This is a genomic window from Clavibacter sp. AC415 (assembly GCF_979252985.1).
Window position 1 is genome coordinate 100,083 of record NZ_CEEDAR010000016.1, and the last position, 25,363, is coordinate 125,445.

Annotated in this window: 19 protein-coding genes and 4 pseudogenes; 5 read left to right on the plus strand and 18 right to left on the minus strand. The window is 72.9% G+C overall.

The features are described 5' to 3' along the window. Positions 1–65: 65 nt before the first annotated feature. The 14 genes and pseudogenes from ACZ411_RS07925 to ACZ411_RS07990 form a co-directional block, all read right to left on the minus strand. The gene (locus tag ACZ411_RS07925) at positions 66–1,088 is read right to left on the minus strand and encodes a cell division protein FtsQ/DivIB (protein ID WP_464169741.1); all 1,023 of its coding nucleotides are present in this window, start codon (positions 1,086–1,088) and stop codon (positions 66–68) included. A gap of 314 nt (positions 1,089–1,402) precedes the next feature. Then, on the minus strand, positions 1,403–2,833 hold the full coding sequence (murC, locus tag ACZ411_RS07930) for a UDP-N-acetylmuramate--L-alanine ligase (RefSeq protein ID WP_464169743.1): 1,431 nt from the start codon (positions 2,831–2,833) through the stop codon (positions 1,403–1,405). Positions 2,834–2,879: 46 nt separating this feature from the next. Continuing rightward, positions 2,880–3,983, minus strand: coding sequence for an undecaprenyldiphospho-muramoylpentapeptide beta-N-acetylglucosaminyltransferase (gene murG / locus ACZ411_RS07935; protein WP_464169745.1), 1,104 nt, complete (start codon positions 3,981–3,983; stop codon positions 2,880–2,882). Further along, positions 3,980–5,269 (minus strand): putative lipid II flippase FtsW, encoded by a 1,290-nt coding sequence (gene ftsW, locus ACZ411_RS07940; protein ID WP_464169747.1) that lies wholly within the window; start codon positions 5,267–5,269, stop codon positions 3,980–3,982. Before ftsW ends, murG begins: the two co-directional genes overlap by 4 nt. Continuing rightward, a complete protein-coding gene (murD, locus tag ACZ411_RS07945; RefSeq protein WP_464169749.1) occupies positions 5,226–6,767 on the minus strand; it encodes a UDP-N-acetylmuramoyl-L-alanine--D-glutamate ligase in 1,542 nt (513 codons plus the stop codon). The genes ftsW and murD overlap by 44 nt, the downstream gene beginning before the upstream one ends. Positions 6,768–6,769: 2 nt before the next feature. Then, positions 6,770–7,879 carry a phospho-N-acetylmuramoyl-pentapeptide-transferase gene (mraY, locus tag ACZ411_RS07950; protein ID WP_094116074.1) on the minus strand — a complete coding sequence of 370 codons (1,110 nt, stop codon included), beginning with the start codon at positions 7,877–7,879 and terminating at the stop codon, positions 6,770–6,772. Beyond that, positions 7,873–9,282, minus strand: a complete 1,410-nt coding sequence (locus ACZ411_RS07955; protein ID WP_464169752.1) for a UDP-N-acetylmuramoyl-tripeptide--D-alanyl-D-alanine ligase — start codon at positions 9,280–9,282, stop codon at positions 7,873–7,875. The genes mraY and ACZ411_RS07955 overlap by 7 nt, the downstream gene beginning before the upstream one ends. Before the next feature lies 1 nt (position 9,283). Beyond that, the gene (locus tag ACZ411_RS07960; RefSeq protein ID WP_104289855.1) at positions 9,284–10,828 is read right to left on the minus strand and encodes a Mur ligase family protein; all 1,545 of its coding nucleotides are present in this window, start codon (positions 10,826–10,828) and stop codon (positions 9,284–9,286) included. Between the two features lie 12 nt (positions 10,829–10,840). After that, the gene (locus ACZ411_RS07965; protein WP_464169755.1) at positions 10,841–11,398 is read right to left on the minus strand and encodes a penicillin-binding transpeptidase domain-containing protein; all 558 of its coding nucleotides are present in this window, start codon (positions 11,396–11,398) and stop codon (positions 10,841–10,843) included. Between the two features lie 118 nt (positions 11,399–11,516). Then, a pseudogene (locus tag ACZ411_RS07970) lies at positions 11,517–12,623 on the minus strand (peptidoglycan D,D-transpeptidase FtsI family protein); the annotation flags it as partial. A 92-nt stretch (positions 12,624–12,715) separates the two neighbouring features. Next, complete coding sequence (gene ftsL, locus ACZ411_RS07975; RefSeq protein ID WP_104289857.1) at positions 12,716–13,390, minus strand: cell division protein FtsL; 675 nt, start codon at positions 13,388–13,390, stop codon at positions 12,716–12,718. After that, positions 13,387–14,343 carry a 16S rRNA (cytosine(1402)-N(4))-methyltransferase RsmH gene (gene rsmH, locus ACZ411_RS07980; RefSeq protein ID WP_464169757.1) on the minus strand — a complete coding sequence of 319 codons (957 nt, stop codon included), beginning with the start codon at positions 14,341–14,343 and terminating at the stop codon, positions 13,387–13,389. The genes ftsL and rsmH overlap by 4 nt, the downstream gene beginning before the upstream one ends. A 103-nt stretch (positions 14,344–14,446) precedes the next feature. After that, positions 14,447–14,878, minus strand: a complete 432-nt coding sequence (gene mraZ / locus ACZ411_RS07985) for a division/cell wall cluster transcriptional repressor MraZ (RefSeq protein ID WP_094116079.1) — start codon at positions 14,876–14,878, stop codon at positions 14,447–14,449. Positions 14,879–15,239: 361 nt separating this feature from the next. Next, positions 15,240–15,641: a DUF3040 domain-containing protein gene (locus ACZ411_RS07990; protein WP_464169760.1), complete on the minus strand. Its 402-nt coding sequence runs from the start codon at positions 15,639–15,641 to the stop codon at positions 15,240–15,242. Positions 15,642–15,721: 80 nt separating this feature from the next. On the opposite strand from ACZ411_RS07990, the gene ACZ411_RS07995 reads away from it, so the two are divergent. Further along, positions 15,722–16,843 (plus strand): polyprenyl synthetase family protein, encoded by a 1,122-nt coding sequence (locus tag ACZ411_RS07995; RefSeq protein WP_104289860.1) that lies wholly within the window; start codon positions 15,722–15,724, stop codon positions 16,841–16,843. A gap of 49 nt (positions 16,844–16,892) precedes the next feature. Here the strand turns inward: ACZ411_RS07995 and ACZ411_RS08000 are convergent, their stop codons facing one another. Continuing rightward, positions 16,893–17,243, minus strand: a complete 351-nt coding sequence (locus ACZ411_RS08000; RefSeq protein ID WP_464169763.1) for an Rv2175c family DNA-binding protein — start codon at positions 17,241–17,243, stop codon at positions 16,893–16,895. A 208-nt stretch (positions 17,244–17,451) separates the two neighbouring features. Between ACZ411_RS08000 and ACZ411_RS08005 the strand changes: the two genes are divergently transcribed. Next, positions 17,452–18,729, plus strand: a complete 1,278-nt coding sequence (locus ACZ411_RS08005) for a LysM peptidoglycan-binding domain-containing protein (protein ID WP_464169765.1) — start codon at positions 17,452–17,454, stop codon at positions 18,727–18,729. An 82-nt stretch (positions 18,730–18,811) separates the two neighbouring features. Beyond that, positions 18,812–20,760: pseudogene (gene pknB / locus ACZ411_RS08010) on the plus strand (Stk1 family PASTA domain-containing Ser/Thr kinase). 90 nt (positions 20,761–20,850) lie between these two features. Here pknB and ACZ411_RS08015 read toward each other — a convergent pair. From ACZ411_RS08015 to ACZ411_RS08025, 3 genes and pseudogenes are all read right to left on the minus strand, one after another. Beyond that, entirely contained in the window at positions 20,851–22,215 is a 1,365-nt protein-coding gene (locus ACZ411_RS08015) for a class II 3-deoxy-7-phosphoheptulonate synthase (protein WP_464170088.1), read from the minus strand. 66 nt (positions 22,216–22,281) lie between these two features. Next, positions 22,282–22,971: a lysophospholipid acyltransferase family protein gene (locus ACZ411_RS08020; RefSeq protein ID WP_094116085.1), complete on the minus strand. Its 690-nt coding sequence runs from the start codon at positions 22,969–22,971 to the stop codon at positions 22,282–22,284. Between the two features lie 104 nt (positions 22,972–23,075). Then, positions 23,076–24,033, minus strand: a pseudogene (locus ACZ411_RS08025) (ROK family protein). 133 nt (positions 24,034–24,166) lie between these two features. Between ACZ411_RS08025 and ACZ411_RS08030 the strand changes: the two are divergent. Both ACZ411_RS08030 and ACZ411_RS08035 read left to right on the plus strand, forming a co-directional pair. Beyond that, positions 24,167–24,673, plus strand: coding sequence for an AMP-binding protein (locus ACZ411_RS08030; protein ID WP_464169767.1), 507 nt, complete (start codon positions 24,167–24,169; stop codon positions 24,671–24,673). A gap of 102 nt (positions 24,674–24,775) precedes the next feature. After that, positions 24,776–25,340, plus strand: a pseudogene (locus tag ACZ411_RS08035) (AMP-binding protein); the annotation flags it as partial. Positions 25,341–25,363 lie beyond the last annotated feature (23 nt).

Below are 25,363 nucleotides of genomic sequence, written 5' to 3' on the forward strand. Positions count from 1 at the left end.
TCAGGGTCCGGCGACGGGGGCGTCCGGCGCCGACACGTCGTACGAGCCGACGTCGTCACGGGCCTTCACGAGCGCCTGCAGCACCTGCGCCTTGTCGGCCGAGCGCTCCCGCTCCCCCACAGGACCTCCTTGCCGCTGCGCAGGGTGAGCATCACGTCGTCGGTCGTGTTGGCCTGGATGCTGTCGACCTGGGGCAGGAAGTCGGCCGGGAGGGCGACCAGCACGGCGGTGGCCGCCTGGAACCGCGGACTCGTGAGGTCCGCGCTCGGCAGGTCGATGAGCGGGTAGCCGTCGGGACGCGCCGTGGCGCGCTCGATCGTCACGCCGGCGGGGTCGACGAGGTCGAAGCCCGCGCCGGACTGGATCACGGCGACGGGCGTGCGCTCCACGATGCGGATCACGAGCGTCGACGGCGGTCTGCTCTCCGTGCTGTAGCTGCGGATGAGGGGGAAGGCGCGGAGCTCGTCGCCGACGCGGTCGAGGTCGACGAGCGGCAGCGGCGTGCCCACCTGGTCGGCGAGGGCGGACTGGATGCTCGACGGGGAGACGCGGTCCGCCCCCTCCACCTCGACCGTCCGGAGCGCGAGGAGCGGCGAGTACACGGCGATGCCGACGACGACGGCGAGGGCCAGGAACGCGCCGAGCGCTCCGAGGAGCCCCGCCCGGCGACGCCGTGCCCGCTGGGTGAAGCGCCGGACCTCCTGACGCTCGTAGCGCTGGCGCTCCCGGCGGGCGCGGCGGAGCTGCCGTCGCGCCTCGGCGTCGCCCGTGGCCGCGCTCGCGGGGCGCGCGGGTCGGTGCGCGCGCGGAGTGGCATCGCCATCGCCGTCAGCGTGCGTCCGCCGGCGGAGGGGCCGGGTGGCCGCCGCGGAGGAGGCCTCATCGGCGGCGCCTCGCGCACGGGCACCGAGCCGCCCGGCGAGCCCGCCGCGGCTCGGCTCGGCGGGCTCCCGGCCCGTCCGCGGCGTGGGCGGCGCCGCCACCGGCGCCTGCGCGAGGTGCGGCAGCACGATCGGCTCGGTGTCGGGCTCGTCGTCGTCGCGCCAGTCCGCGCGGGGACGCGGCGTCGAGGGCGTCCGTTGCGGCATGGACGTGGACGCGGGGGTCGCGGGCGCGGCGGAGCCCGCGCGCGCGCCGGGAGCGGTTCCGGTGCGCGGGACGGGCGGCGCCGTCACGGGACGCGGGGCCACGGGCCGCGACGGCCCGCCTGCTCCCGCACGTGCCGGGGCGGGATCCTGCGCCGGTGCCGCGGCGGCAGGAGGGGTCGCGGACGGAGGCGACGCGGCGGGCGCCGCGGCGGCGCGGGACCGGCGACGCCGACCGGGACGGTCCTCGCCGTCCGCGGGGCCCCCCGCCGCGGGCTGCGGCGGGACCCGGGGCCCGTCGAAGCCCTCGGGCCGCTTCACTCGTGCAGCCGGGGGGACGGGGCGGGGTCGGCGGACGCGGACGGGCCCTCGAGCGCGCCGATCACCTGCGGGATGATCCGGTACACGTCGCCGCAGCTGAGGGTCACGATGAAGTCGCCGTCGCGGGCGATGTCCGCCGCGCGGTCGGCCGCCTGCTGCCAGTCGGGCAGGTAGTCCACGCGGGCGGGGTCCGCGAACCGCTCCGAGACGAGGGCGCCGGTGACCCCGGGGATCGGGTCCTCGCGGGCCCCGAACACGTCGAGGACGATGGTGTGGTCCGCCAGCTCCTCGTACACGCGCGCGAAGTCGCCCGCCATCATCTGCGTCCGGCTGTAGAGGTGCGGCTGGTGCACGGCGATGATGCGGCCGGAGCCCACGACCGTGCGGGCGGCCTCGAGGGCGGCGCGCACCTCCGTGGGGTGGTGCGCGTAGTCGTCGTAGACGCTGACGCCGCGGACCTCCGCGTGGAGCTCGAACCGGCGGCCGGTGCCGGAGAACCCGGCGAGGCCCGCGATGGCGTCGTCGGGCTCGACGCCGAGGCCCACGAGCACGGCGTACGCGCCGGCCGCGTTGATCGCGTTGTGCCGGCCGGGGACGCGGAGCGCCGCGCGGCGCGAGACGCCCTCGTGGGTGAGCGTGAAGGCGACCGGACCCTCGGTGACGATGTCGGAGATCCGGACGTCGGCGGACCGGTCCTCGCCGAAGGTGACGATGCGGCCCTCGATGCGCGCGGTCACGCGGCGGGCGCCGGGATCGTCGCTGGAGATGACGACGAGCTCGGAGGCGGCGCTGGCGAAGCGCACGAAGGCGTCGTCGAAGGCCTCGTGGGAGCCGTAGTGGTCGAGGTGGTCGGCGTCGACGTTGGTGATGAGCGCCACGGCGGTGTCGTAGAGGAGGAACGACCCGTCGGACTCGTCGGCCTCGACGACGAACAGCTCCTCGGATCCGGGGGCGCTCGAGACGCCGAGCCCGCCGATGACGCCGCCGTTGACGAAGGACGGGTCGCGGCCGGCCTCGAGCAGCGCGGTCACGATCATCCCCGTCGACGTCGTCTTGCCGTGCGCCCCCGCGACGGCCACGAGCCGCTGACCCGAGATGAGCCAGGCGAGCGCCTGCGAGCGGTGCAGGATCGGCAGGCCGCGCTCCTTCGCCAGCACGTACTCGGGGTTGTCCTGCCACAGCGCGCCCGTGACGACGAGGGCCTCGGCGTCACCCACGTGCGCGGCGTCGTGGCCGACGTGGATCTCGGCGCCGAGCTCGCGGAGGGCCTGGACCGCGTCCGAGTCGCGGGAGTCGGATCCGGTGACGCGGTGCCCCGCGGCGAGGAACAGGCGCGCGATGCCGCTCATGCCGGATCCGCCGATGCCGACGAAGTGCACGCGCCCGAGCTCGGTCGGGATGTCCATGGTCAGGTCGGGTGCGATCACGTGCGGTCTCCTCGGGAGGTGGGAAGCGGGGGCGGCGGGCGGTCGGTCAGCGCCGGGCGACGGGCCGGGGCGGTCGCCCGGCGAGGGCGTCGCCGACGAGGTCGGCCATGCGCGCGGCGCCGTCGCGCGAGCCGACGGAGGCGGCGGCCTCCGACATGCGCGCGAGCGCCGCCGGGTCGGACAGGAGCGGGAGGACCCGCGCGAGGATCCAGTCGGGCGTGAAGTCCGCGTCCGCGACGACGATGCCGCCGCCGGCCGCGACGACGCCGCGCACGTTGACCGCCTGCTCGCCGTTGCCGACCGGGTACGGCACGTACACCGCGGGCACGCCGACCGCGGTCAGCTCGGAGAGGGCGCCCGCTCCGGCGCGCGAGACGACGAGGTCCGCGGCGGCGATGGCGAGCTCCATGCGGTCGGAGTAGCCGACGACGTGGTACCGGTCGACGCCGGGGTCGGTGAACTCCTGCGCGCCGCCCACGATGTGGAGGATCTGCGCGCCGGTGCCGGTGATGGCGGGCGCGACCTGGACGACGGCGCGGTTGAGGCTGCGGGCGCCCGTCGACCCTCCCGTGACGAGCAGGGTCGGGCGGTCGGCGTCGAGGCCGAGCGCCGCGCGGGCCTCGGCGCGGACGGCTGCGCGGTCGAGGGTCGCGATCTCCCGGCGCAGCGGCATGCCGACGACCTGCGCGCGCGGACCGAGCGCGGTGCCCGGGAACGTGATGCCGACGGCGGCCGCGACGCGCGCGCCCAGGCGGTTCGCGAGCCCCGGGGAGGCGTTGGCCTCGTGCACGACGACCGGGATCCCCGAGCGGCGCGCCGCCAGGTACGCCGGCGCGGCCGCGTACCCGCCGAAGCCGACGACCACGTCGACCGCGCGCCCCGCGAGCATCCGGCGGATCTGGCCGACCGCCCGTGTGAACGCCGGGGCGAAGCGGACCGCGGCCCGGTCGGGTCGGCGCGGGAACGGCAGCCGGGCGATGGTCAGCAGCTCGTAGCCGCGGGCCGGGACGAGCCGGGCCTCGAGGCCCTCGCGCGTGCCGAGCACCAGGATCGTCGCGTCGGGCTCACGGGCGCGGAGCTCGTCGGCGACCGCCAGGAGCGGGTTCACGTGCCCGGCGGTACCGCCGCCGGCCAGCAGGTAGACGGTCACGACCGCATCCCGATGACGGCGGGGACCACATCGGGCGACTCCTCCGTCGTCGGCTTCCGCGCGAAGCCCAGCACGATGCCCATGGCCACGAGCGTCGTCACGAGCGACGAGCCGCCCGAGGAGACGAACGGCAGGGGCACCCCGAGGACCGGCAGCAGGTTCAGCACCACCCCGATGTTCACGAAGGCCTGCACGATGATCCACGTCATGACCGCGCCCGTCGCGACGCGCGCGAAGGTGTCGGTGTTGGCGCGGATGACGCGGATGAAGCCGATCGCGAGCACGACGAACAGCAGGATGACGACGATCGCGCCGATGAGCCCCAGCTCCTCGCCGATGATCGCGAAGATGTAGTCGTTGTCGGCCTCCGGCAGCCACATCCACTTGGCCTTCGAGTTGCCGAGGCCGACGCCGAACACGCCGCCCGCCGCGAGGGCGTACAGGCCGTGCGTGGCCTGCCAGCATCCGCCGGCGTAGTCGCACTCGCCCGTGAGGAACTCGGTCACGCGGCGGAGTCGGCTGTCGCTGACGACCGTCATGATCACCGCGAGCACGGAGCCGACGGCCAGCATGATCCCGAGCTTGCCGACGGGGACGCCCGCGAAGAACAGGGCGCCGAGGACGATGCTCGCCATGATGATGACGGTCCCGAGGTCCTGGCCGAGCGCGACCAGCCCTACGGCGCCGCCGGCGATCGGCAGCACGGGGACGAGCACCTCGCGCCAGGTGCGGAGCGCGTTCCGCTTCCGCGCGAGGATGAATCCGAGCCACAGCACGAGGCCCACCTTGATGAGCTCGGCGGGCTGGAAGGTCATGCCGCCGACGCGGATCCAGCCGACGTTCTCGCCGACCTTCACGCCGAGGGGGCCGAAGACGAGCAGCTGCACGCCGCACGCCGCGATGAGGAGGATCCAGGCCCAGCGCTTCCAGAACATGGGCGGCACGAGCGAGACCACCAGCATCAGCGGGATGCCGATGAGCGCGAACATGCCCTGCTTGAGGAAGATGCCGAAGAAGCCGCCGCCGGCGACGAAGGAGTCGATGCTCGAGGACGACAGCACCATCACGAGGCCGAAGACGACCAGGAACAGCGTCGTGCCGAGCAGGAGGAAGTAGGAGCCGCTCTCGGCGTGGAAGGCACGGCCGAGGTGGATGCGGGCGGCGAGCCCGCGACGCTGCGTGCCCTCCTGCTCGCCATGCCCGGCCGCCGGCGTGGTGCGCGGACCTCGTGGGCCCGGCGCGTCAGCCGTGCGCGGTGTCCGCGTCGTTCTCGGGGGCAGTGTCATCCGCCGCACCTCCCAGGTGGTGGTCGACCGCGGCGCGGAATCGGCGCCCGCGGTCGGCGTAGTCGGTGAATTGGTCCATGGATGCCGCTGCCGGGGCCAGCAGGACGGTGTCGCCCTCCCGGGCCACGCCCGCCGCGAGCCGCACCGCGGACCGCATGACCTCCTCAGTGTCGCTCTCGGCCACCTCGAGGACGGTCACGTCGGGCGCGTGTCGTCCGAATGCCGCGAGGACCTCCTCGCGCTCGACGCCGATGACGACGGCAGCCCGGAGACGACGCCCGTGCGCGCGGATGAGCTCGTCGAGCTCGACCCCCTTGAGGAGCCCGCCCACGATCCACACCACGGAGGGGAACGCCGCGAGCGACGCGGACGCCGCGTGCGGGTTGGTCGCCTTGGAGTCGTCCACGAACGCGACCCCGTCGCGCTCGCCGATCCGCTCGATGCGGTGGCTGTCCAGCTCGAAGCGCAGGAGCGCCTGCCGGACGACGCCGGGCTCGACGCCGTAGGAGCGCGCGAGGGCGGCGGCCGCGAGGATGTTCTGCACGATGTGCGGCGCGGCGAGCCCGACCGCGCGGAGCTCGTCGAGGGTCGTCAGCTCCAGCGCCGACGTGAAGCGCTCCTCGAGGAAGGCCCGGTCGCAGAGGATCCCGTCGACGATGCCGAGGTCGCTCGGACCGGGGGCGTCGAGGCCGAAGCCGATGGCGCGGGCGCCGTCCTGCACGTCGGCGTCCCGGAGGGCGTCCTCCGTGGCACGGTCGGCGCGGTTGTAGACGCAGGCGACGCGGGTGTCGGCGAAGACGCGGCCCTTGGCGGCGGCGTAGGCGCTCCTCGACCCGTGCCACTCGAGGTGGTCGTCGGCGAGGTTCAGGAACGCGCTCGAGTAGGGCCGCACCTCGCGCATGTAGTGCAGCTGGTGGCTCGAGAGCTCGACGACGAGCACGTCGAACCCGTCCGGGTGCCGCACGACGTCGAGCACGGGCAGGCCGATGTTCCCGCACGGGACCGCGCGCACGCCGCCCTCCTGCAGCAGCGCGGCGGTGAGCTGCGTGGTGGTGGTCTTGCCGTTGGTGCCGGTGATGGTGATCCACTCGGCGGGGGTGCCCGTCTTGTCCCGCACCCGCCAGGCGAGCTCGATGTCGCCCCACAGCGGGATGCCGGCAGCGGACGCCCACGTAGGCAGCGGGTGCGTCGGAGCGTAGCCCGGCGACACGACGACGAGCTCCGGCGCGAACGCCACGAGCTCCGCCGGGACGGGCTCCTCCTCGGTCGGCCGCACGAGCCGCCCGCCGATCACGTCCAGCAGGGCGAGCCGCTCCGGGGACGCGTCGGCGGCGACGACGAGCACGTCGGCGCCGAGCTCGACGAGCGTGTCCGCTACCGAGAACCCGGTGCGGCCGAGCCCCAGGACGGCGACGCGGAGGCCGGTCCAGTCGTCGTGCCAGCTGTGCAGGGAGCCCGGTCGTGCGGGGGCCGTGCCGTCGTCGAGGGGGTCCGTCATCTCTACTGCGTGATCCATTCCAGGTAGAAGGTGCCGACGCCGGCCGCGACCAGCAGCCCGGCGATGATCCAGAAGCGCACGACGACCGTGACCTCGGCCCACCCCTTCAGCTCGAAGTGGTGGTGGAGCGGGCTCATCAGGAAGATGCGCTTGCCCTTGGTGAGCTTGAAGTAGATCCGCTGCAGGATCACCGACCCCGCGACGATCACGAACAGGCCGCCGATGAAGACGAGCAGGAGCTCGGTGCGGCTGAGGATGGCGAGGGCCGCGAGGGCGCCGCCGAGGCCGAGGGACCCGGTGTCGCCCATGAAGATCTGCGCGGGCGAGGTGTTCCACCAGAGGAAGCCGATGAGCGCGCCCACGATCGACGCCGCGATGATCGCGAGGTCGAGGGGGCTGGCGACCTCGTAGCAGCGGTACTCGTTCTGGTAGCTCGAGACGCTGTCGCAGGACTGGTTGAACTGCCAGAAGCCGATGATGACGTAGGAGCCGATGGAGAAGATGGAGGCGCCCGCGGCGAGGCCGTCGAGACCGTCCGCCACGTTCACGCCGTTCGACGTGCTGGCGACGATGAGGCAGATCCACACGATGAACAGGGCCGTGCCGACGACCGCGCCGAGGGCCATGAAGTCGAGCGGCAGGTCGCGGAACAGGCTGATGGCCGTGGACGCCGGCGTGAGGCCCGACACGGGGTCGCGCAGCGTGATGGCGAGCACCGCGAACACGGCGGCCACCAGCACCTGGCCGGCGATCTTCTGCCAGCCGCCGAGGCCGAGGGACTGCTGCTTGCGCGTCTTGAGGTAGTCGTCGAGGAACCCGACGAACCCGAGGCCCACCATCATGAACACGACGAGGAGGCCGGAGGGCGTCACCGGGTCGAACCGGATCCCGTCCCACGTGAGCAGGTGCCCCACGAAGTAGCCGAGCACGCTCGCCAGGATGATGACGATGCCGCCCATGGTCGCGGTGCCGCGCTTGGTGTGGTGGGTCTGCGGCCCGTCGTCGCGGATGAACTGCCCCCACTGCAGCCGGTGGAACAGCTTGATGAACAGCGGCGTGAGGAAGAGCGTGAAGGCGAGCGAGAACGCGCCCGCGAAGAGGAGGGCTACCACGAGTACCGCTCCCCCAGCTCGTCGCCGAGGAACCGGAGGCCGGCGGAGTTCGACGACTTGACGAGCACCAGGTCGCCGTCGCGGAGGATGCGGTCGAGCACCTGGCGCGCCTCGGCGGCGTCCTCGGCGAAGATCGACTCGCCGTCCCAGGAGCCCTGCGCGATGGCCTCGAGGTGCAGGCGGCGCGCGGCACGGCCGACGACCACGAGCTGGCCGATGTTGAGGCGGACCGCGAGGAGCCCCACGCGGTCGTGCTCCTCCTCGGCGAACTCGCCGAGCTCGCTCATCTCGCCGAGGACGGCGACCGTGCGCTGGTCCGGTCCCTTGATCTGCGCGAGGGTGCGCAGCGCCGCCGCCATGGAGTCGGGGCTCGCGTTGTAGGCGTCGTTGATGACGGTGACGCCGTTGCCGCCGAGCACCTCCATCCGCCAGCGCTCGGCGCGCTGCACGGTCTGCAGCGCCGACACGATGGCGTCGCCGTCGACGCCGAGCGCCCAGGCCCCGGCGGCCGCGGCCAGGGCGTTGGTGACGTGGTGCTCGCCGAGCACGCGGAACGACACGGGACGCGCGGACCCGTCGGGCAGGTGGAGGGTGAACGTGGTGCCCGCGGCGGAGGCGGCGACGTCGCTCGCCCGCACGGCGGCGCGCGCGTCCCGGCCGAACCAGAGGACGGGCGCCGCGGTCTTGTCGCTCATGGACGACACGCGCGGGTCGTCGGCGTTGAGCACGGCCGTGTCCTCGGGCAGCAGGTCCTGGACCATCTCGGTCTTGGTCGCGAGCGTCCGCTCGATGCCGCCGAAGCCGCCCGCGTGCGCGAGGCCCACCGTGAGCACGATGCCCACGTCCGGCTTGGCCATGCGGATGAGGCGCGTGATCTCGCCGAGCCCGCTCGCGCCCATCTCCGCGACGAGGAACCGCGTCGAGCGGGTGACCTTGAGCATCGTGAGGGGCGCGCCGACCTCGTTGTTGAACGACGCGACGGGCGACACGGTCTCGCCCTGCGTCGAGAGGATCGCGTGCAGCAGGTTCTTCGTCGTGGTCTTGCCGTTGGATCCGGTGACCGCGACCATGCGCAGGTCGCCGACGGCGCGCACGCGGGCCACGACCTCGTGGGCGAGGGCTCCGAGCGCGTCGACCACGTCCGGCACGAGCACCTGCGGTACCGGCAGGTCGAGCTCGCGCTGCACGAGGAGGAGCGCCGCACCGGCCTCGACGGCGGCGGGCGCGAAGAGGTGGCCGTCGGTCTCCTCGCCGGGCTTGGCGACGAAGACCCCGCCGGCCTCGATGAGGCGGCTGTCGGTGTCGACCACGCCGTCCACGACGGTCTGCGGAGTGGCATCGCCGCGCAGGAGGAGGCGGCCGTCGACCGCCTCGGCGATCTCGGCGAGGGTGAGGGCGATCATGTCAGCTCCAGCCTGCGTCGCGGAGGGCCGCGCGCGCGTCGTCACGGGCGGAGAACGGGATCTTGCGCCCGGCCACCTCGTGGTAGTCCTCGTGCCCGGGTCCGGCGACGAGGATGGTGTCCCCCTCGCCGACCAGCGAGACCGCCGTGCGGATCGCGGTCGCCGGGTCGGGCACCTCGTGGATCTCGCGGTCGGGCACCGCGGCCCGCGCGCCCGCGATGAGCGAGGCGCGGATGGACGCGGGGTCCTCGTAGCGCGGGTGGTAGTCGGTGATGACCACGACGTCCGCCCGCCGGGCGGCGATGGCGCCCATCTCGGCCCGCTTGGTCGTGTCCCGGTCGCCGTCGGCGCCGAACACCATCACCAGCTTCCCGGGCGTGAACGGGCGCAGCGCCTGGAGGGTCTGCTCGAACGCGTCGGGCGTGTGGCCGTAGTCGACGAAGAAGAGGGGACCCGTGCCGCCCGAGACGCGCTCGGCGCGGCCGGGGATGTAGGCCTGGATCCCGCCGTCGCGGTCGAGCACGTGCGCCACGGCGTCGAGGTCGTAGCCGGACTCGACGAGCATGACGATGGCGAGGCCGGCGTTCGCGGCCATGAACCACCCGGGCACCGGCACGCGCGACACGAGCACGCGGTTGTCGGGGCCCTCGAGGCGGAAGCCGGTGGAGTCCGCCGTCTGCTCGAGGACCGTGACGGTCCAGTCGGCGTCCACGCCCGGCTTGGAGGAGATCGTCGTCATGGGGATGCGCGAGCCGTCGACGATGCGCTGGCCCCACTCGGTGTCGAGGGAGACGACGCCGCGGCGGGCGCGGTCGGGGTCGAAGAACGCGGCCTTGGCCTCGAAGTACTCCTCGAAGTCCGCGTAGTCGTCGAGGTGGTCGTGGCTGAGGTTGATGAAGGCGGCGACGTCGAACACGAGGCCGTCCACGCGATGGCGCGACAGGGCCTGGGCGGAGACCTCGATGGTGACGGCACGGACCTCGGCCTCGCGCATGCGGGCGAGGAGCGCGTGCAGCTCGCTGGCCTCCGGGGTGGTGAGGCGGCTGGTGATGCTCTCGTCGCCGATGCGCCGCTCGGCCGTCGAGGTGAGGCCGGTGACGACGCCGAGCTGGCGGAGCAGGCCGTCGAGCAGGTACACGACGCTCGTCTTGCCGTTGGTGCCCGTGACGCCGTAGAGCGTGGCGGGGTTCTCGGTCGAGCGGTGGACCCACGCGGCGATGTCGCCGAGTGCGGCCCGCGGGTCGGGCGTCAGGATCACGGGGAGGCCGGACGCCTGCGCGTCGGCGAGGCCCGCGGGATCCGTGAGAACCGCGACCGCCCCGCTCTCGGCCGCGGACGCCGCGAAGCGGGCGCCGTGGGCGCGCGCGCCCTGGAGCCCCACGTAGAGGTCGCCCGGCTGCACGTCGCCGGAGGAGAGGGTGACGCCGGTGACCTCCACCTCGTCCACGTCGCCGACGACGTCGAGCGCGAAGTCGCTCACGAGGCCGGACAGCGACCGCGCGACGGGGTGCTCGGGGCGGAGGGCGGGAGTGGCAGGGGAGGTCATCGCCCTCATCTCTCAGTAGGTCGTCGGGAGGTTCGGGGACGGCACGCTGGAGGGCGGGACCCGGTAGGTCTTCAGGACCTGGGACATGATCTTCTGGAAGACCGGCGCCGCGGCCGCCGAGGACTTCATGGTATCCGGATTGGCCAGGCTGATCGACACGACGTACTGGGGGTCCTCGGCGGGCGCGAGCCCCGCGATCGACACCAGGTAGTCGTCGCCGTACTTGCCGTCGGCCCCCGCGACCTGCGCGGTGCCGGACTTCGCCGCCACCCGGTAGCCGGGGATCGTGAGGTCCTTCGCGAGGTGCCCGTCGGTGACCACGGTCTCGAGCATGTTGACCGTGGAGTCGGCCGCCTGGGGCGAGATGACCTGCGTGCCCTCGGTGGAGGGCTGGTGGGTCACGGTGCCGTCGGCCTGCTCGCAGCCCGAGACGAGCGACAGCGGCAGCTTCACGCCGTGGTTGCCGATGGTCTGGTAGATGCTCGCGACCTGCAGCGCGGTGGTCGTGAGGCCCTGGCCGAACATCGTCGCGTAGTTCGTCTGCGGGTCCCACTCCTGCCAGGGGCGCACGAGGCCGCTGCTCTCGCCCGGGAAGTCGATGGCGGTCTTCTCCCCGACGCCGAAGGCCCAGGAGGTAGTCGTAGCGGTCGGACGCCGACAGGCGCTCGCCGAGCGCCGAGATGCCCGTGTTGGAGGAGTCCATGAGGACGCCCGCGAGCGTGAAGCGGAGGTCGGGGTGCACGTAGCTGTCGCTCAGCCGCACGTCCGGCCGGGTGAACGTGTACGGCGCGACGACGCGGGTCGAGGGATCCGCCTTGCCGGAGTCGAGCAGGGCGGCGGCGGTGACGGCCTTGAGCGTGGATCCGGGCTCGAACGGCGAGCCGAACGCGCGGCTCCCCCGGTCCTCGGGCTTGGTGGCGGACACGTCGTTGGGGTCGACCGACGGGTACTCGGCGACCGCGAGGACCTTGCCGGTCTTCACCTCGACGATGGTGGCGTGGCCGTAGTCCGCGCCGACCTTGACGGCCTGCTCCGCGACCGCGGTCTGCGCGAAGTACTCGAGGTCGGTGTCGATGTTGGTCATCACGTCGCTGCCGTCGACGGCGGGTCTCTGCGTGACGGTGCTGCCGGCGATGGCCACGCCGTCGGCGCCGCGCTCGTACGTCTGCGCCCCGTCCTCGGCCGCGAGGCAGGAGTCGTACTCCTGCTCGAGGCCCGCCTTGATGCTGCCGTCGCCCGCGATGTAGCCGAGGATGCTGCCGGCGATCTGGCCGTTCGGGTAGGTGCGGCTCGAGACCGCCTGGAAGTAGATCCACGGGATCTCGAGGTCGCGGATCGCGAGGTACGCGTCGACGTCGACGCCCTTGGTCACGTAGGCGAACAGCGAGTCCGGGTCCTTCGCGAGCGTGCCCGTGATGATCGAGTGGATCTCCTCCGGCTTCTGGCCCGTGATCGCGCCGAGCTGGGCCTCGGCGTCGGCGAGGGACACCTCCTGCTTGGTCCGCTCGCCGTCGTCGCCGGTGATCGTGCGGGTGAAGTCCCCCGCCTTCGACGGGTCCATCGTGACGTCGTAGCGGAGGACGCTGTCGGCGAGCACCTTGCCCTCGGCGTCGTAGATGCTGCCGCGCACGCCGGGGAGCACCTGCGAGATCGCCCGCTTGCCGAGCGACTCCTCGTTGAGCTCCGTCGCCTGCACCACCTGGATGTCGATGAGCTTGACGACGAACACCCCGATGACGGCGAGGATCGCGATGAGGGAGAAGGCGATGCGCCGTCGGTTCGAGATCGTGGTCACTCGGGGATTCCTCTCGGTGCCTGCGGTGCGGTGCGGTGCTCCGTCGGAGCGGTGTCGTGCGGATGATGTCGGACCCGCGGCGGGGCGCGCGGTCAGCGGGTCTGCGGGGTGGGGATCGCCGTGGCGGACGCGGACCCGGAGGCCGTGCCGCCGACGGCGGGCGCGCCCGGGGTGCCGGACGTGACGCCGCCGGCGGCCTCCGCCGACCCGGGGATCGCGGAACCGGGGTCGACGGCCGCCTGGCCGTCCTGGGACGTCGCGGCCTCGACCGCCGCCTGCTGCTCCGCCGGGTCGGCCGCGATGGTGAGCGGGACGCCCGTGAGGAGCGAGTTGCCGATGAGGGTGTCGGCGGTGAGCGGCGTGGTCGCGCCGTCCTCCGCCTGCGGGGTCCCCTGGACGGTGCCGTCGAGGGACAGGAACGAGGGCGAGGCGCTGGCGACCATGCCCAGCGCCTGCGCGTTGCGGGCCAGGTTCTGCGGCGAGGACAGGCGGTCGACGTCCTCGGTCAGCGCCTGGCGGGTGCGGTCCAGCTCCTTCTGCTGCTGCTGGAGCGACTGGATCGCGTACGCGCCGTCCGAGAGGCCGATGGAGAGCAGGAGCTGCGCGAGGAGGACGGCGAAGAGTCCGCCGACGACGATGAGCGCGTACACCGTCCGCGGCCGGGCGCGCCGCTGGCCGCGGGTGGCGACGACCTCGATGTGGCGCGTGGCGGGCTCGGCGGACGGCCGGATCCGGGGACGCGCGGTCGCGCGTGCTGCGTCGGTCATGCGTGTCGCCTCCTGGCTCGTTCTGCGGCGCGCAGCCGGACGGATGCGGCGCGGGGGTTGCGGGTGATCTCGTCCTGGTCCGCGAGCTCGGCGCCGCGGACGAGGAGCTTGAGCTCGGGACGGTGCTCGGGGAGCTCCACGGGGAGGCCGACGGGCGCGGTGCTCGTGGACCGGGCGCGCAGCTCGCGCTTGACGATCCGGTCCTCGAGGGACTGGTACGACTCGACGACCACGCGGCCGCCGATCGCGAGCCGGTCGATGGCGGCGGGCATCGCCCGGGCCAGCACGCTCAGCTCCTGGTTGACCTCGATGCGCAGGGCCTGGAACACGCGCTTCGCGGGGTGCCCGGCACGCTGCACGGCGGCGGGGGTGGCCTGCTGGATGATGTCCACGAGCCGCGCGGAGGTCGTGATGGGCTCGAGCTCCCTGGCCTGGACGATGCGGCTGGCGTAGCGGGGGGCGAGCCTCTCCTCGCCGTAGTCGTAGAAGATGCGGCGCAGCTCCAGCTCGTCGTACTCGGCGACCACCTGCGCGGCGGTGAGGCCGGCGGTGCCGTCCATGCGCATGTCGAGCGGGGCGTCCTGCGAGTAGGAGAAGCCGCGCTCGACCCGGTCGAGCTGGAGCGACGAGACGCCCAGGTCGAAGAACACGCCCTGCACCTCGTCGATGCCGAGCCCGTCGAGCGCCCGGCCGATGCCGTCGTAGACGGTGTGCACGAGGTGCACGCGGTCGCCGAAGCGCGCGAGCCGCTCCCCCGCGATGGCGAGGGCGTCGGGGTCGCGGTCGAGCCCCACCAGCCGCAGCCCGGGCAGCGCGTCGAGGAACGCCTCCGAGTGGCCCGCCATCCCGAGCGTGGCGTCGACCAGCACGGCGCCCTCGCCCTGGAGGGCGGGGGCGAGGAGCTCGAGGCACCGCTCGAGGAGGACGGGGGTGTGGATGTCGTCGAGTGCCATGGCATCCCGATGTCCTGCACGCGACTCCTGATCCCCATCCGTCCCGACCTGCCACCGGGGAAGTGCGGCAGGGCGTCGGACGGCTGGGAGTCAGGGGCCGGGGTCAGAACAGTCCGGGGATCACCTCCTCCGCGGTGTCGGCGAACGCGCTCTCGTTGGCGGTGAGGTACTCGTCCCACGTGCCGGCGTCCCAGATCTCGACGCGGCTGCCCGCGCCGATGACCGCGAGCTCGCGGTCGAGGCCCGCGTACGTGCGGAGGGCCTGCGGGATGGTGATGCGGTGCTGCTTGTCGGGCGTCTCGGCGTTGGCGCCGGACAGGAAGACGCGCATGTAGTCGCGCGCCTGCTTGCTGGCGAGCGGCGCCTGGCGCATCCGGTCGTGCAGCTCCTCGAACTCGCGCGTCGTGAACACGTAGATGCAGCGGTCCTGGCCGCGCGTCATGACGACGCCGCCCTCGAGCTCGTCGCGGTACTTCGCGGGGAGGATGAGCCGCCCCTTGTCGTCGAGACGAGGCGAGTGGGTGCCGAGGAACACACCGACACCCCCTGTCTCTCCGGCCGTGGTTCAGGACTTGCTCCACTTTACTCCACAGCCCTCCACCCACCGCCAGGGGGCGACGCCGCATTCCCATCGCATGTCCCCCGATGCCCGTGGATCCGGGGGCGCAGACGGGGGGAGGGATGTGGAGGGCCGGGATCCGCCCGGCGCGCCGCGGGCGCGCGACAGCGCCCCCCTCGCGGCCGGGAGGCCGCGAAGGGGGCGCGGAGGAACCACGTGGAGGACGCGTGGAGAGCGGGGTGGAGGCCGGTGGAGGACCCGGCGGGACGACGAGAGGGGCCGGTCCCGCGGATCGGGACCGGCCCCTCGAGGTCGGGTGGAGGGCGGTGGAGGCCCCTCAGCTGGTGGTCAGTCCTGACCGCCCTGGCGCTTCTCCCAGCGCTCGTTGATGCGGTCCATGAAGGACGACGACGGGGCGCGGCCTCCGGAGCCGCGGCCGGACGGCCGCGAGGGGCCGGCGGAGGGAACCTCGGCCACCGTGCCGCGCGGGCTGAATATCGAGCAGGGCGCCCACGATCATGATGGCGAAGCCCAGTATGCCGATGATGGCCAGCTTGGTGATGACGCCGGCGGCGAGGGCGGCGATGCCCAGCACGATCACCAGCACCCCGACCACGACCATCGTGTAGTTCGGTCTGCTGCGACGACCGCTGACGGTCGCCACGAAGTCTGCGTCGTTGTGATAGAGGCTTCGCTCCATCTCCTCCAGCAGGCGCTGCTCTTGCTCGGAAAGCGGCATCATGTTCCCCTCAGGCTCGGGACGACGCGTCGGTGTTCACCTCTGGATTCTAGCTCCCCGCCCCTGGCTAGGCTAGGCGGGTGCCCGAAAGCGACCGCCTCGTCAGCCACGTCCAGACCCGCCTCGACGACTTCCTGTCGGCGCAGGTCGCGGGACTCCGGGAGATCAGCCCGGATCTTGTGCCCATCCAGGAGTTCTCCTCGGATCTGCTGAGAGGCGGCAAGAGGTTCCGGGCGCAGTTCTGCTACTGGGGCTGGCGCTCCGTCATCGACCTCGAGCCCTCCCCCACGGGACGGCCGGAGGGCGAGGAGCGGCCCGGCTACCGGGCCGTCGTCGGCGTCGCCGCGGGCCTCGAGATCTTCCACGCCGCCGCTCTCGTGCACGACGACATCATCGACCGCTCGGACACCCGGCGCGGACGCCCGGCGGCGCACCGCCGATTCGAGGCCCTGCACTCGGCGAGCGGCTGGGGCGGGTCCTCGTCGGGCTTCGGCGAGGCCGGGGCCGTCCTCCTCGGGGACCTCCTCCTGGGGTGGAGCGACGAGCTGCTCATCGACTCCCTGCTGGCGCTGGCCGACGGGTCCTCCGCCCGCGCGACCCGCGCGGAGCTCGCGACCATGAGGACCCAGGTGACCCTCGGCCAGTACCTCGACGTGCTCGAGGAGGTCGCCTGGCCGACCGTCCCCGAGGACGACACGCTCGCCCGCGCCCACAACGTCATCGTCTACAAGTCGGCCAAGTACAGCATCGAGGCGCCCCTGGTCGTCGGGGCGAGCCTCGCCGGCGCCTCACCGGAGCAGGTGGCGGCCCTGCGCGCGTTCGGCCTGCCGCTCGGGATCGCGTTCCAGCTGCGCGACGACGTGCTCGGGGTGTTCGGCGACAGCGCCGTCACGGGCAAGCCGAGCGGCGACGACCTCCGCGAGGGCAAGCGCACCGTGCTGATCGCCCTCGCGCGGCGTCGGCTCCCGGACGGCGTCCGCCGCACGGTCGACGCGCTCCTCGGCGACCCCGACCTCGACGACGAGCAGATCCGCGCGCTCCAGTCGATCCTCCGCGAGAGCGGGGCGCTGGACGAGGTGGAGGGCATGATCGCCCGTCACGTGCGCGAGTCGCTCGCGGCGCTGCGCGACGCGCCCATCGGCGCACGCGCCCGAAACCAGCTCGAGCTCCTGGTCGACAGCGTCACGCGCCGCACGACCTGATCGGCACGGACCGGCGCACCGTCTCCCTCGACGGGAAGGGGCGGACGGGTCAGGCGCTCGCCTGCGCCACCCGACGCACCTCGGCCTTGCGGCCCGCGATCAGGGCGTCGACCGGCGCGGCCCCGAGGCTCGGCTCCTCGGTCAGGAGCCAGTCCATCGCCTCGTCGTCGGTGAAGCCGTTGTCGCCGAGCACGATGATCGTCCCGCGCAGCTCCGACAGCGGCTCGCCGTCGCGGAGGAACACCGAGGGGACCTTGAGCACGCCGTCGAGACGGACGGCGAGCAGCCGCCTGTCCTCGATGAGCCGGCGCACCCGGCTGACGGTGAGACCCAGGAGGTCGACGAGATCGGGGACGGTCAACCACTCACGGTCGGCATAGGGCTCGTTCACGTCTCTCATGCTGGCACGTCCGGGGCTGCCGACGGGAACCCGGCCGTCCCCGCGCCCGGTGTCGGCCGCGGCAACTCGCCGGCTGCCCATCCGCCGAACACGCGTGTCGCTGGTCACTCCAGTCACATGCGTCACGTATGTGCGCTTTGCTCTCCCTGCGTGTTAACGTGGAACACCTGCATCAGGGAATCGTGCACGAAGGCCGGAGTAGACCAACATGCCCATGACCGAATCCACCCCTCCTCGCGACCCCAGCCGGTCCTCGGATGCGTCCACCGGACGCACGGCGAACCGCCGCTCCAAGGCGCTCCTCGCGACCATGCCCATCGTGCTGGTCGGATCGCTCGCGGTGAGCCTCGGCATGGCGGCACCTGCGGAGGCGGCCCCGGTCAAGCGCGTCCCCAAGGCCAAGTCGGGTCCGGCGCAGACGAAGATCCCCCGCATCGCGGCGCCCACCGTCACCCCTGCCGCCGCGCCCATGGTCGCCGCACCCGCCACCTACGTCGTCGAGTCCGGCGACTCCGTCTCCGGCATCGCCGGCCGCTTCGGGATCTCCACCGCCTCGGTGCTGGCGCAGAACGGCCTCGGCTGGAAGACCACGATCTTCCCCGGCCAGACGCTCACCCTGGGCGGCTCCGGCGGCGGCTCCGCTGCCGCGGCGCCCTCCACGGCGCCCACGGGCTCCGCTGGGAGCTACACGGTCGTCGCGGGCGACACCGTCTCCGGCATCGCCGGGCGCCACGGCGTCTCGACCTCGGCCGTCCTGCAGGCCAACGGCCTGCAGGCCACCAGCACGATCTTCCCGGGCAACCGCCTCACCATCCCCGGCGGCGGCTCGTCCGCAGCGGCCTCGCCCGCTGTCCCGGCCAGCGCATCACCCGCCGCCCAGGCCGGCCTGTCGGGCACCTACACGATCGAGACCGGCGACACGCTGCACAGCATCGCGCAGGAGTCCGGCGTCACCATCCAGGACCTCCTGAACGCCAACGGGCTGAACTGGTCGAGCATCATCTACGCCGGCAGCAAGCTGACCATCCCCCACGCCTCCGCCTCCGTCGTGCAGGTCGCGTCCCTGCACGGGACGACGATCATGACCGACGAGATGCGCCGCAACGCCCGCGTCATCGTGCAGGTCGGCCGGTCCGCCGGCGTGAGCGACTACGGGCTCGTCATCGCCCTCGCGACCGCCGCCCAGGAGTCCACGCTGCGGAACCTCGACTGGGGCGACCGCGACTCCATCGGCCTGTTCCAGCAGCGCCCGAGCCAGGGCTGGGGACAGCCGTCCGACCTCCACGATCCGGTCTACGCCTCGCGCGCGTTCTTCGGCGGCAGCGTCAACCCCAACCCGGGCAGCACGCGGGGGCTCCTCGACATCCCCGGCTGGAAGTCGATGACCGTCACCCAGGCCGCGCAGGCCGTGCAGTACTCGGCCTACCCCGACGCCTACGCCAAGTGGGAGGCACCCGCCTGGGAGTGGCTCGACGAGATCGGCTGACGCCCATCCGCGTGCGCACCGGGGCGCCGGCGCACCGGTGTGCCGGGGAGGGTCCGACACCGCTGATCCCTAGAATCGTCCAGTGACCTCCAGCCCGACCGACCCCATGATCGGCCGTCTCCTCGACGGTCGGTACCAGGTCCGGTCCCGCATCGCGCGCGGCGGCATGGCGACGGTCTACGTCGCGACCGACCTGCGGCTCGAGCGGCGCGTCGCCGTGAAGGTGATGCACGGGCACCTGGCCGACGACAGCGCCTTCCGCGACCGCTTCATCCAGGAGGCGCGCTCGGCCGCACGGCTCGCGCACCCGAACGTCGTCAACGTCTTCGACCAGGGCCAGGACTCCGACATGGCCTACCTCGTCATGGAGTACCTGCCGGGCATGACCCTGCGGGAGCTGCTGCAGGAGTACGAGCGGCTGACGCCCGAGCAGACCCTCGACATCCTCGAGGCGGTGCTCTCCGGGCTGGCGGCGGCGCACAAGGCCGGCATAGTCCACCGGGACCTCAAGCCCGAGAACGTCCTGCTCGCCGACGACGGCCGCATCAAGATCGGCGACTTCGGCCTGGCCCGCGCCGTCAGCGCGAACACGGCGACGGGTCAGGCGCTCCTCGGCACGATCGCGTACCTCTCCCCGAGCTCGTCACCCGCGGCATCGCCGACACGCGCAGCGACATCTACGCGGTCGGCATCATGATGTACGAGATGCTCGCGGGCGAGCAGCCCTTCAAGGGCGAGCAGCCCATGCAGATCGCGTACCAGCACGCGAACGACCAGGTGCCGACGCCCAGCACCGCCAACGCGTCCGTCCCCGTGGAGCTCGACGAGCTCGTCCTGTGGGCGACCGCGCGCGACCCCGAGCAGCGGCCCCGGGACGCGCGGGCCCTCCTCGACGAGCTCTACGCCGTGCAGAACCGGCTCGACGCCCGCTCCGGCGATCCCGCCCCGCTGCAGCGCACCGTCGTCTTCCCGAGCGCCCCGGCCCTCCCGCCCGTCACCACGGGAGAGACGCAGGTCGTCGGCGGGCCCCCGGTCATGCTCCGCTCGGAGCCCGAGCGGTCCGAGCCGGACTCCGTCGTCGCGCTGGCCGCGGCAGGGTCCCGCCGACGCACGCGCGGGTGGGTGCTCGCGCTCCTCATCGTCATGCTGGCCGCCCTCGCCGGCGGCACCGGCTGGTACTACGGCCAGGGTCCGGGCGCGCGCGTGCCGGTGCCGACCGTCACCGAGATGGCCGTGGACGACGCGGCCGGGACCCTCCAGGGCCAGGGCTTCGTGGTCGCGCGCGCCGAGGAGCCGAGCGTCGACGTCGAGGTCGGGTACGTCACCCGCAGCGTCCCGGCGTCGGGCACGCCCGTCGACCAGGGCTCCACCGTCACCGTCTACGCCTCCACCGGCCCGCAGCTGCTCGACGTGCCCGACGTGGTCGGCGCCTCCGAGGACGACGCCCGCACGAGCCTCGAGGGCGTCCCCTTCGTCGTGCAGGAGGCGACGATCCGGCAGTACGGCGACGCCGAGGAGGGCACGGTCGTGCAGGTGCTCGACGCCTCCGGCGCGCCGATCGGCGCCCAGTACCCGGAGCAGCAGCCCGTGACCCTGGTGGTCGCCGCCGGGGGGATCCCGGACGTCAACGGGCGCTCGGTCGACCAGGCCGTCGCCACGCTCGCGCAGGCGGGCCTCGTCGGCGAGGCGGGCCGGCAGGCCTTCAGCGACGACGTGGACAAGGGCGGGGTCATCTCCGTCTACGCGCTCGACGACGCACCCGTCCGCTCCGGTCTCGACGGGGCGCCCGGCAGCAGGGTCGGGCTCGAGATCTCGAAGGGCCCCGACCTCGTGGCCGTCCCGGCCGTCGTCGGGCTCACGCGCGACGAGGCCAAGTCGGCCCTCGACGCCGCGGGCTTCAAGTACGCCTACTCCGCCTTCTGGGACGCCCTCCCGAACAGCATCACCCGCGTGGCCTCGGCCAGCCCGGAGGCCGAGGCGCTCGCGCGTCGCGGCTCGACGGTGAACCTCGGCATCACCGCGTCCGGCTGATCCCGCCCGGCGCGCTCCGCGTGCGTCCACCCGCACGACGATGCCCCGCCGCCCTCGAGGGCGGCGGGGCATCGGTCGTCATGGAGGGGATCAGCTCCGCGCGGCGGCCAGCTCCTCCGCGACGAGGAACGCGAGCTCGAGGCTCTGCATGTGGTTGAGCCGCGGGTCGCACAGCGACTCGTAGCGCGTCGCGAGGGTGGCCTCGTCGATGTGCTCGGATCCGCCCAGGCACTCGGTGACGTCGTCGCCCGTGAGCTCGATGTGGATGCCGCCGGGGTGCGTGCCCGCCGCCCGGTGCGCCTGGAAGAAGCCCTGCACCTCGTCGACGACGTCGTCGAAGCGCCGGGTCTTGTAGCCGGTGGGCGTGGTGAGGCCGTTCCCGTGCATGGGGTCGGTCACCCAGAGCGGGTGCGCGTCCGACTGCTTCACGGCCTCCAGCAGGGGCGGCAGCGCGTCGCGGATGCGGCCCGCGCCCATGCGCGTGATGAAGGTGAGCCGGCCGGGCTCGCGATGCGGGTCGAGCTTCTCGATGAGCTCGTGCACGGTCTCGGGGGTCGTCGACGGGCCGAGCTTCACGCCCAGCGGGTTGCGGACGCGGGAGAGGAAGTCGACGTGCGCGCCGTCGAGGTCGCGCGTGCGCTCGCCGATCCAGATGAAGTGCGCCGAGGTGTTGTACGGAGTGCCCGTGCGCGAGTCGATGCGCGTCATGGGGCGCTCGTAGTCCATGAGGAGGCCCTCGTGGCCCGTGTAGAACTCGACGCGCTTGAGGTCGTCGAAGTCGGCCCCCGCGGCTTCCATGAACTTGATCGCCCGGTCGATGTCGCGGGCGAGCTGCTCGTAGCGCTGGTTGGCGGGGTTCGCGGCGAAGCCCTTGTTCCAGCTGTGCACCTCGCGCAGGTCGGCGAACCCGCCCTGCGTGAAGGCGCGGATGAGGTTCAGGGTGGAGGCGGCCGTGTGGTACCCCTTCACGAGGCGCGCGGGATCCGCCGCCCGCGACTCGGGCGTGAAGTCGTAGCCGTTCACGATGTCGCCGCGGTACGCCGGCAGCGTCAGGTCGCCGCGCGTCTCGGAGTCGCTGGAGCGGGGCTTGGCGAACTGCCCGGCCATGCGGCCCATCTTCACGACGGGCATCGCCGCGCCGTAGGTGAGGACCACGGCCATCTGCAGCACGGTCTTCACGCGGTTGCGGATCTGGTCGGCCGTGGCGCCCGCGAACGTCTCCGCGCAGTCGCCGCCCTGCAGGAGGAACGCGCGGCCGTCGGCCGCGGCGGCGAGGCGCGAGCGCAGCTGGTCGACCTCGCCCGCGAACACCAGGGGCGGGAGCAGGGCGATCTCGGCGGACGCGGCGTGCACCGCGGCGGCATCGGGCCAGGCCGGCTGCTGCTTGACCTCGAGCGTGCGCCAGTGGTCGAGCCCGGCGAGGACGTCGGGATGGGCGGGGACGAGGTGCTGCAGAGGCCACGATGGGATCCCGGTTCGTGTCGTGCGCGTGATGCGCGGTGGAGTCGATGCGGGCGTCGGTCAGCGGGCCGCGCTCGCGCGCTTCTCCTTGACCGAGGTCGCATAGACGTCGACGTACTCCTGGCCGCTCAGCCTCGAGAGCTCGTACATGATCTCGTCGGTGATCGAGCGGAGGATGAAGCGGTCTCCCTCGAGGCCGGCGAACCTACTGAAATCTAGCGGCTCGCCGATGACCACACCAATCCGCCGGACCTTGGGGATCCGCGTGCCGATGGGCATGACCTTCTCGGTGTCGATCATGGCGATCGGGACGACCGGGACCTCGCCCTCGAGGATCATGCGGGCCACGCCCGTGCGGCCGCGGTACATCTTGCCGTCGGGGCTGCGGGTGCCCTCGGGGTAGATGCCGAGCATCCGCCCCTCGGCGAGCACGCGGAGGCCCGTGTTGAGCGACGCCTCCGACGCCTTGCCGCCGGAGCGGTCGATGGGCAGCATCCCCGTGGCGGTGAAGAACATCTTGGTGGCCCAGCCCTTGAGGCCCGGTCCGGTGAAGTAGTCGCTCTTGGCGAGGAAGACGAGGTTCCGGTCCACGAGCAGCGGCAGGAACACCGAGTCGATGAAGGAGAGGTGGTTGCTCGCGAGGATCACGCCGCCCTTGGCGGGGATGTTCTCCAGGCCCGTGACCCACGGGCGGAACGTGCTCCGCAGGAGGGGTCCGGCGACCAGGTTCTTCATGAACCAGTAGAACATCGGGTGGCCACCTTCCCGGGCGGGGTCGTCATCCAGCATAGCCAGCGGCGCCGCCACCACCGGCAGGGGCGGTCGGACGGGCGCCGGTGTCGCGTCCTGCCCGGTCAGGCGCCGTGGTGGAGGGCGGCGGCGTGACGACGGGCGAGGTCCGCCGCCCCCACCACGCCGGCGTCGTTGACGAGCTCCGCGATGCGGAACTCCGGCTCGGGGTGGTAGCCGCGGGCCGGGAGGTGCGCGAGGTAGGCCTCGCGGATGGGATCGAGGAGCAGGTCGCCCGCCTGGGCCACCCCGCCGCCGATGACGAACATCTGCGGGTCGAGGATGGCGCCGATGCTCGCGGCCGCCTCCCCCAGCCAGCCGCCGAGCCGACTGGAGGGCGAGGCAGCGCGCCGGGGTCGCCTGCCTGGATCAGGTCGCTCACGTCGTGGCCCGTCAGGGTGCCCACCTCGCGGCGGCGCGCGGCGAGCCCCTCGCCGTGGGTGCCGCCGAGGTCGGCGAGCTCGTCGGCGGTGCGCAGCAGCGCGCGGCCCGAGCCGTACTGCTCGATGCAGCCGCGGGCGCCGCAGCCGCAGGGCAGGCCGTCCGGCACGACGCGCATGTGGCCGAGCTCGGCGCCGGCGCCGAAGCCACCGCGGAACAGGCGGTCGTCGGCGACGATGGCGCCGCCCACCCCCGTGCCGATCGTCAGCGTGACCATGTCGCTGACGAGGCGGCCCGCGCCGTAGCGGAACTGGTGGAAGGCCGCGGGTTCGTTGTTCTGATGAAACCATGGAGCGGATCTGCTGCAGTTCTCGGCACCGGCTCGTTGCGCCAGTTGATGTTCGGGGCGTAGTAGACGGTGGACTGCGCGGCGTCGATGAAGCCGGCCGCGGCCACGCCGACCGCCACGACGTCGGGGTGCCGGGCACGCAGCCGCTCCACCATGCCGACGACCGCCTCGACGATCGCGTCCGGGCTGCTCGCCTCCGTGGGCGTGCGCTCCTCGGCGGCGATGACGCCGAGCTCGTCGACCACGGCTCCCGCGATCTTGGTCCCGCCGATGTCGATCCCTATTGCATGCACGTGGCGGGCCCTTCCTCATCGTCTCGCCTGTCGATCCTAGTGAGGCGCCCGGCGCCCCCGACCGGGGACGAGCGCGCCGGAGCCGCGCGCCCTTAAGCTGGTCCCATCCATTTCCGGTACCGAAGGAGCTGCCGTGGAACAGCACACGATGCCCGCCGTCGTCGAGGCGAGACCCGACGACAACGTCACCGATGTCCTGGTGCACCGCGTGAGGACGAGCCCCGACTCCCCGCTGTTCGCGCTGCCGGACGGGAAGGGCGGCTGGAGCGACGTCACGGCGGCCGAGTTCCACCGCCAGGTCGCGGCGCTCGCGAAGGGACTCGTCGCCGCGGGCCTCCAGCCCGGCGAGCGGATCGGCATGATGTGCCGCACGCGGTACGAGTGGACGCTCGTGGACTTCGCGGTGTTCCTTCCGGCGGGTCCTGTTCGTCGACGAGACCTTCGCCAGCGGACTGGAACCTGCAGGACTCCGGCAGGCACCGCGTTCAACTGGACATGCTCGTCGGCCACCGAGCTGCCGGACGTCCGCCACGTGTGGCAGATCCACCTCGGCGACCTCGACAAGCTCGCCGAGCAGGGCGTGGATGGTGCCGGGCACCGACGAATACGAGCGCCGCCGAACATCGCCGTGGGCTCCTGACATGGCCACCCTCATCTACACGTCCGGCACGACCGGCCGGCCAAGGGCTGCGTGCTCACCCACGCCAACTTCGTCGAGCTGGCCCGGAACGCCGAGGTCGCGATGGAGGAGGTCGTGCGCGTCGGAGCCTCGACGCTGCTGTTCATCACGACGGCCCACGTGTTCGCGCGCTTCATCTCGATCCTCAACGTGCAGGCCGGCGTGAAGACCGGGCACCAGGCCGACACCACGCAGCTGCTCCCCGCGCTCGCGTCCTTCCAGCCGACGTTCCTGCTGGCGGTGCCGCGCGTGTTCGAGAAGGTCTACAACTCGTCGGAGCAGAAGGCGGAGGGCGCCGGTCGCGGGAAGGTCTTCCGCAAGGCCGCCGAGGTCGCCTACGCGCACTCCGTCGCGGTCGACGCCGGGAAGGTCCCGCTCGCGCTGAAGCTGCAGTTCAAGGTCTTCGACCGCTCCGTCTACTCCAAGATCCGTCAGGCGATGGGCGGCCGCGTGCGGTTCGCCGTGAGCGGCGCCGCTCGGCCTCCGGCTCGGCCACTTCTACCGCTCGCTCGGTCTCACGATCCTCGAGGGGTACGGCCTGACCGAGACCACGGCGCCGGTCAGCGTCAACCTCGTCAAGGGCTTCCGCATCGGCACGGTGGGTCCGGCGCTCCCGGGCGTCTCCACCCGCATCACCGACGAGGGCGAGAT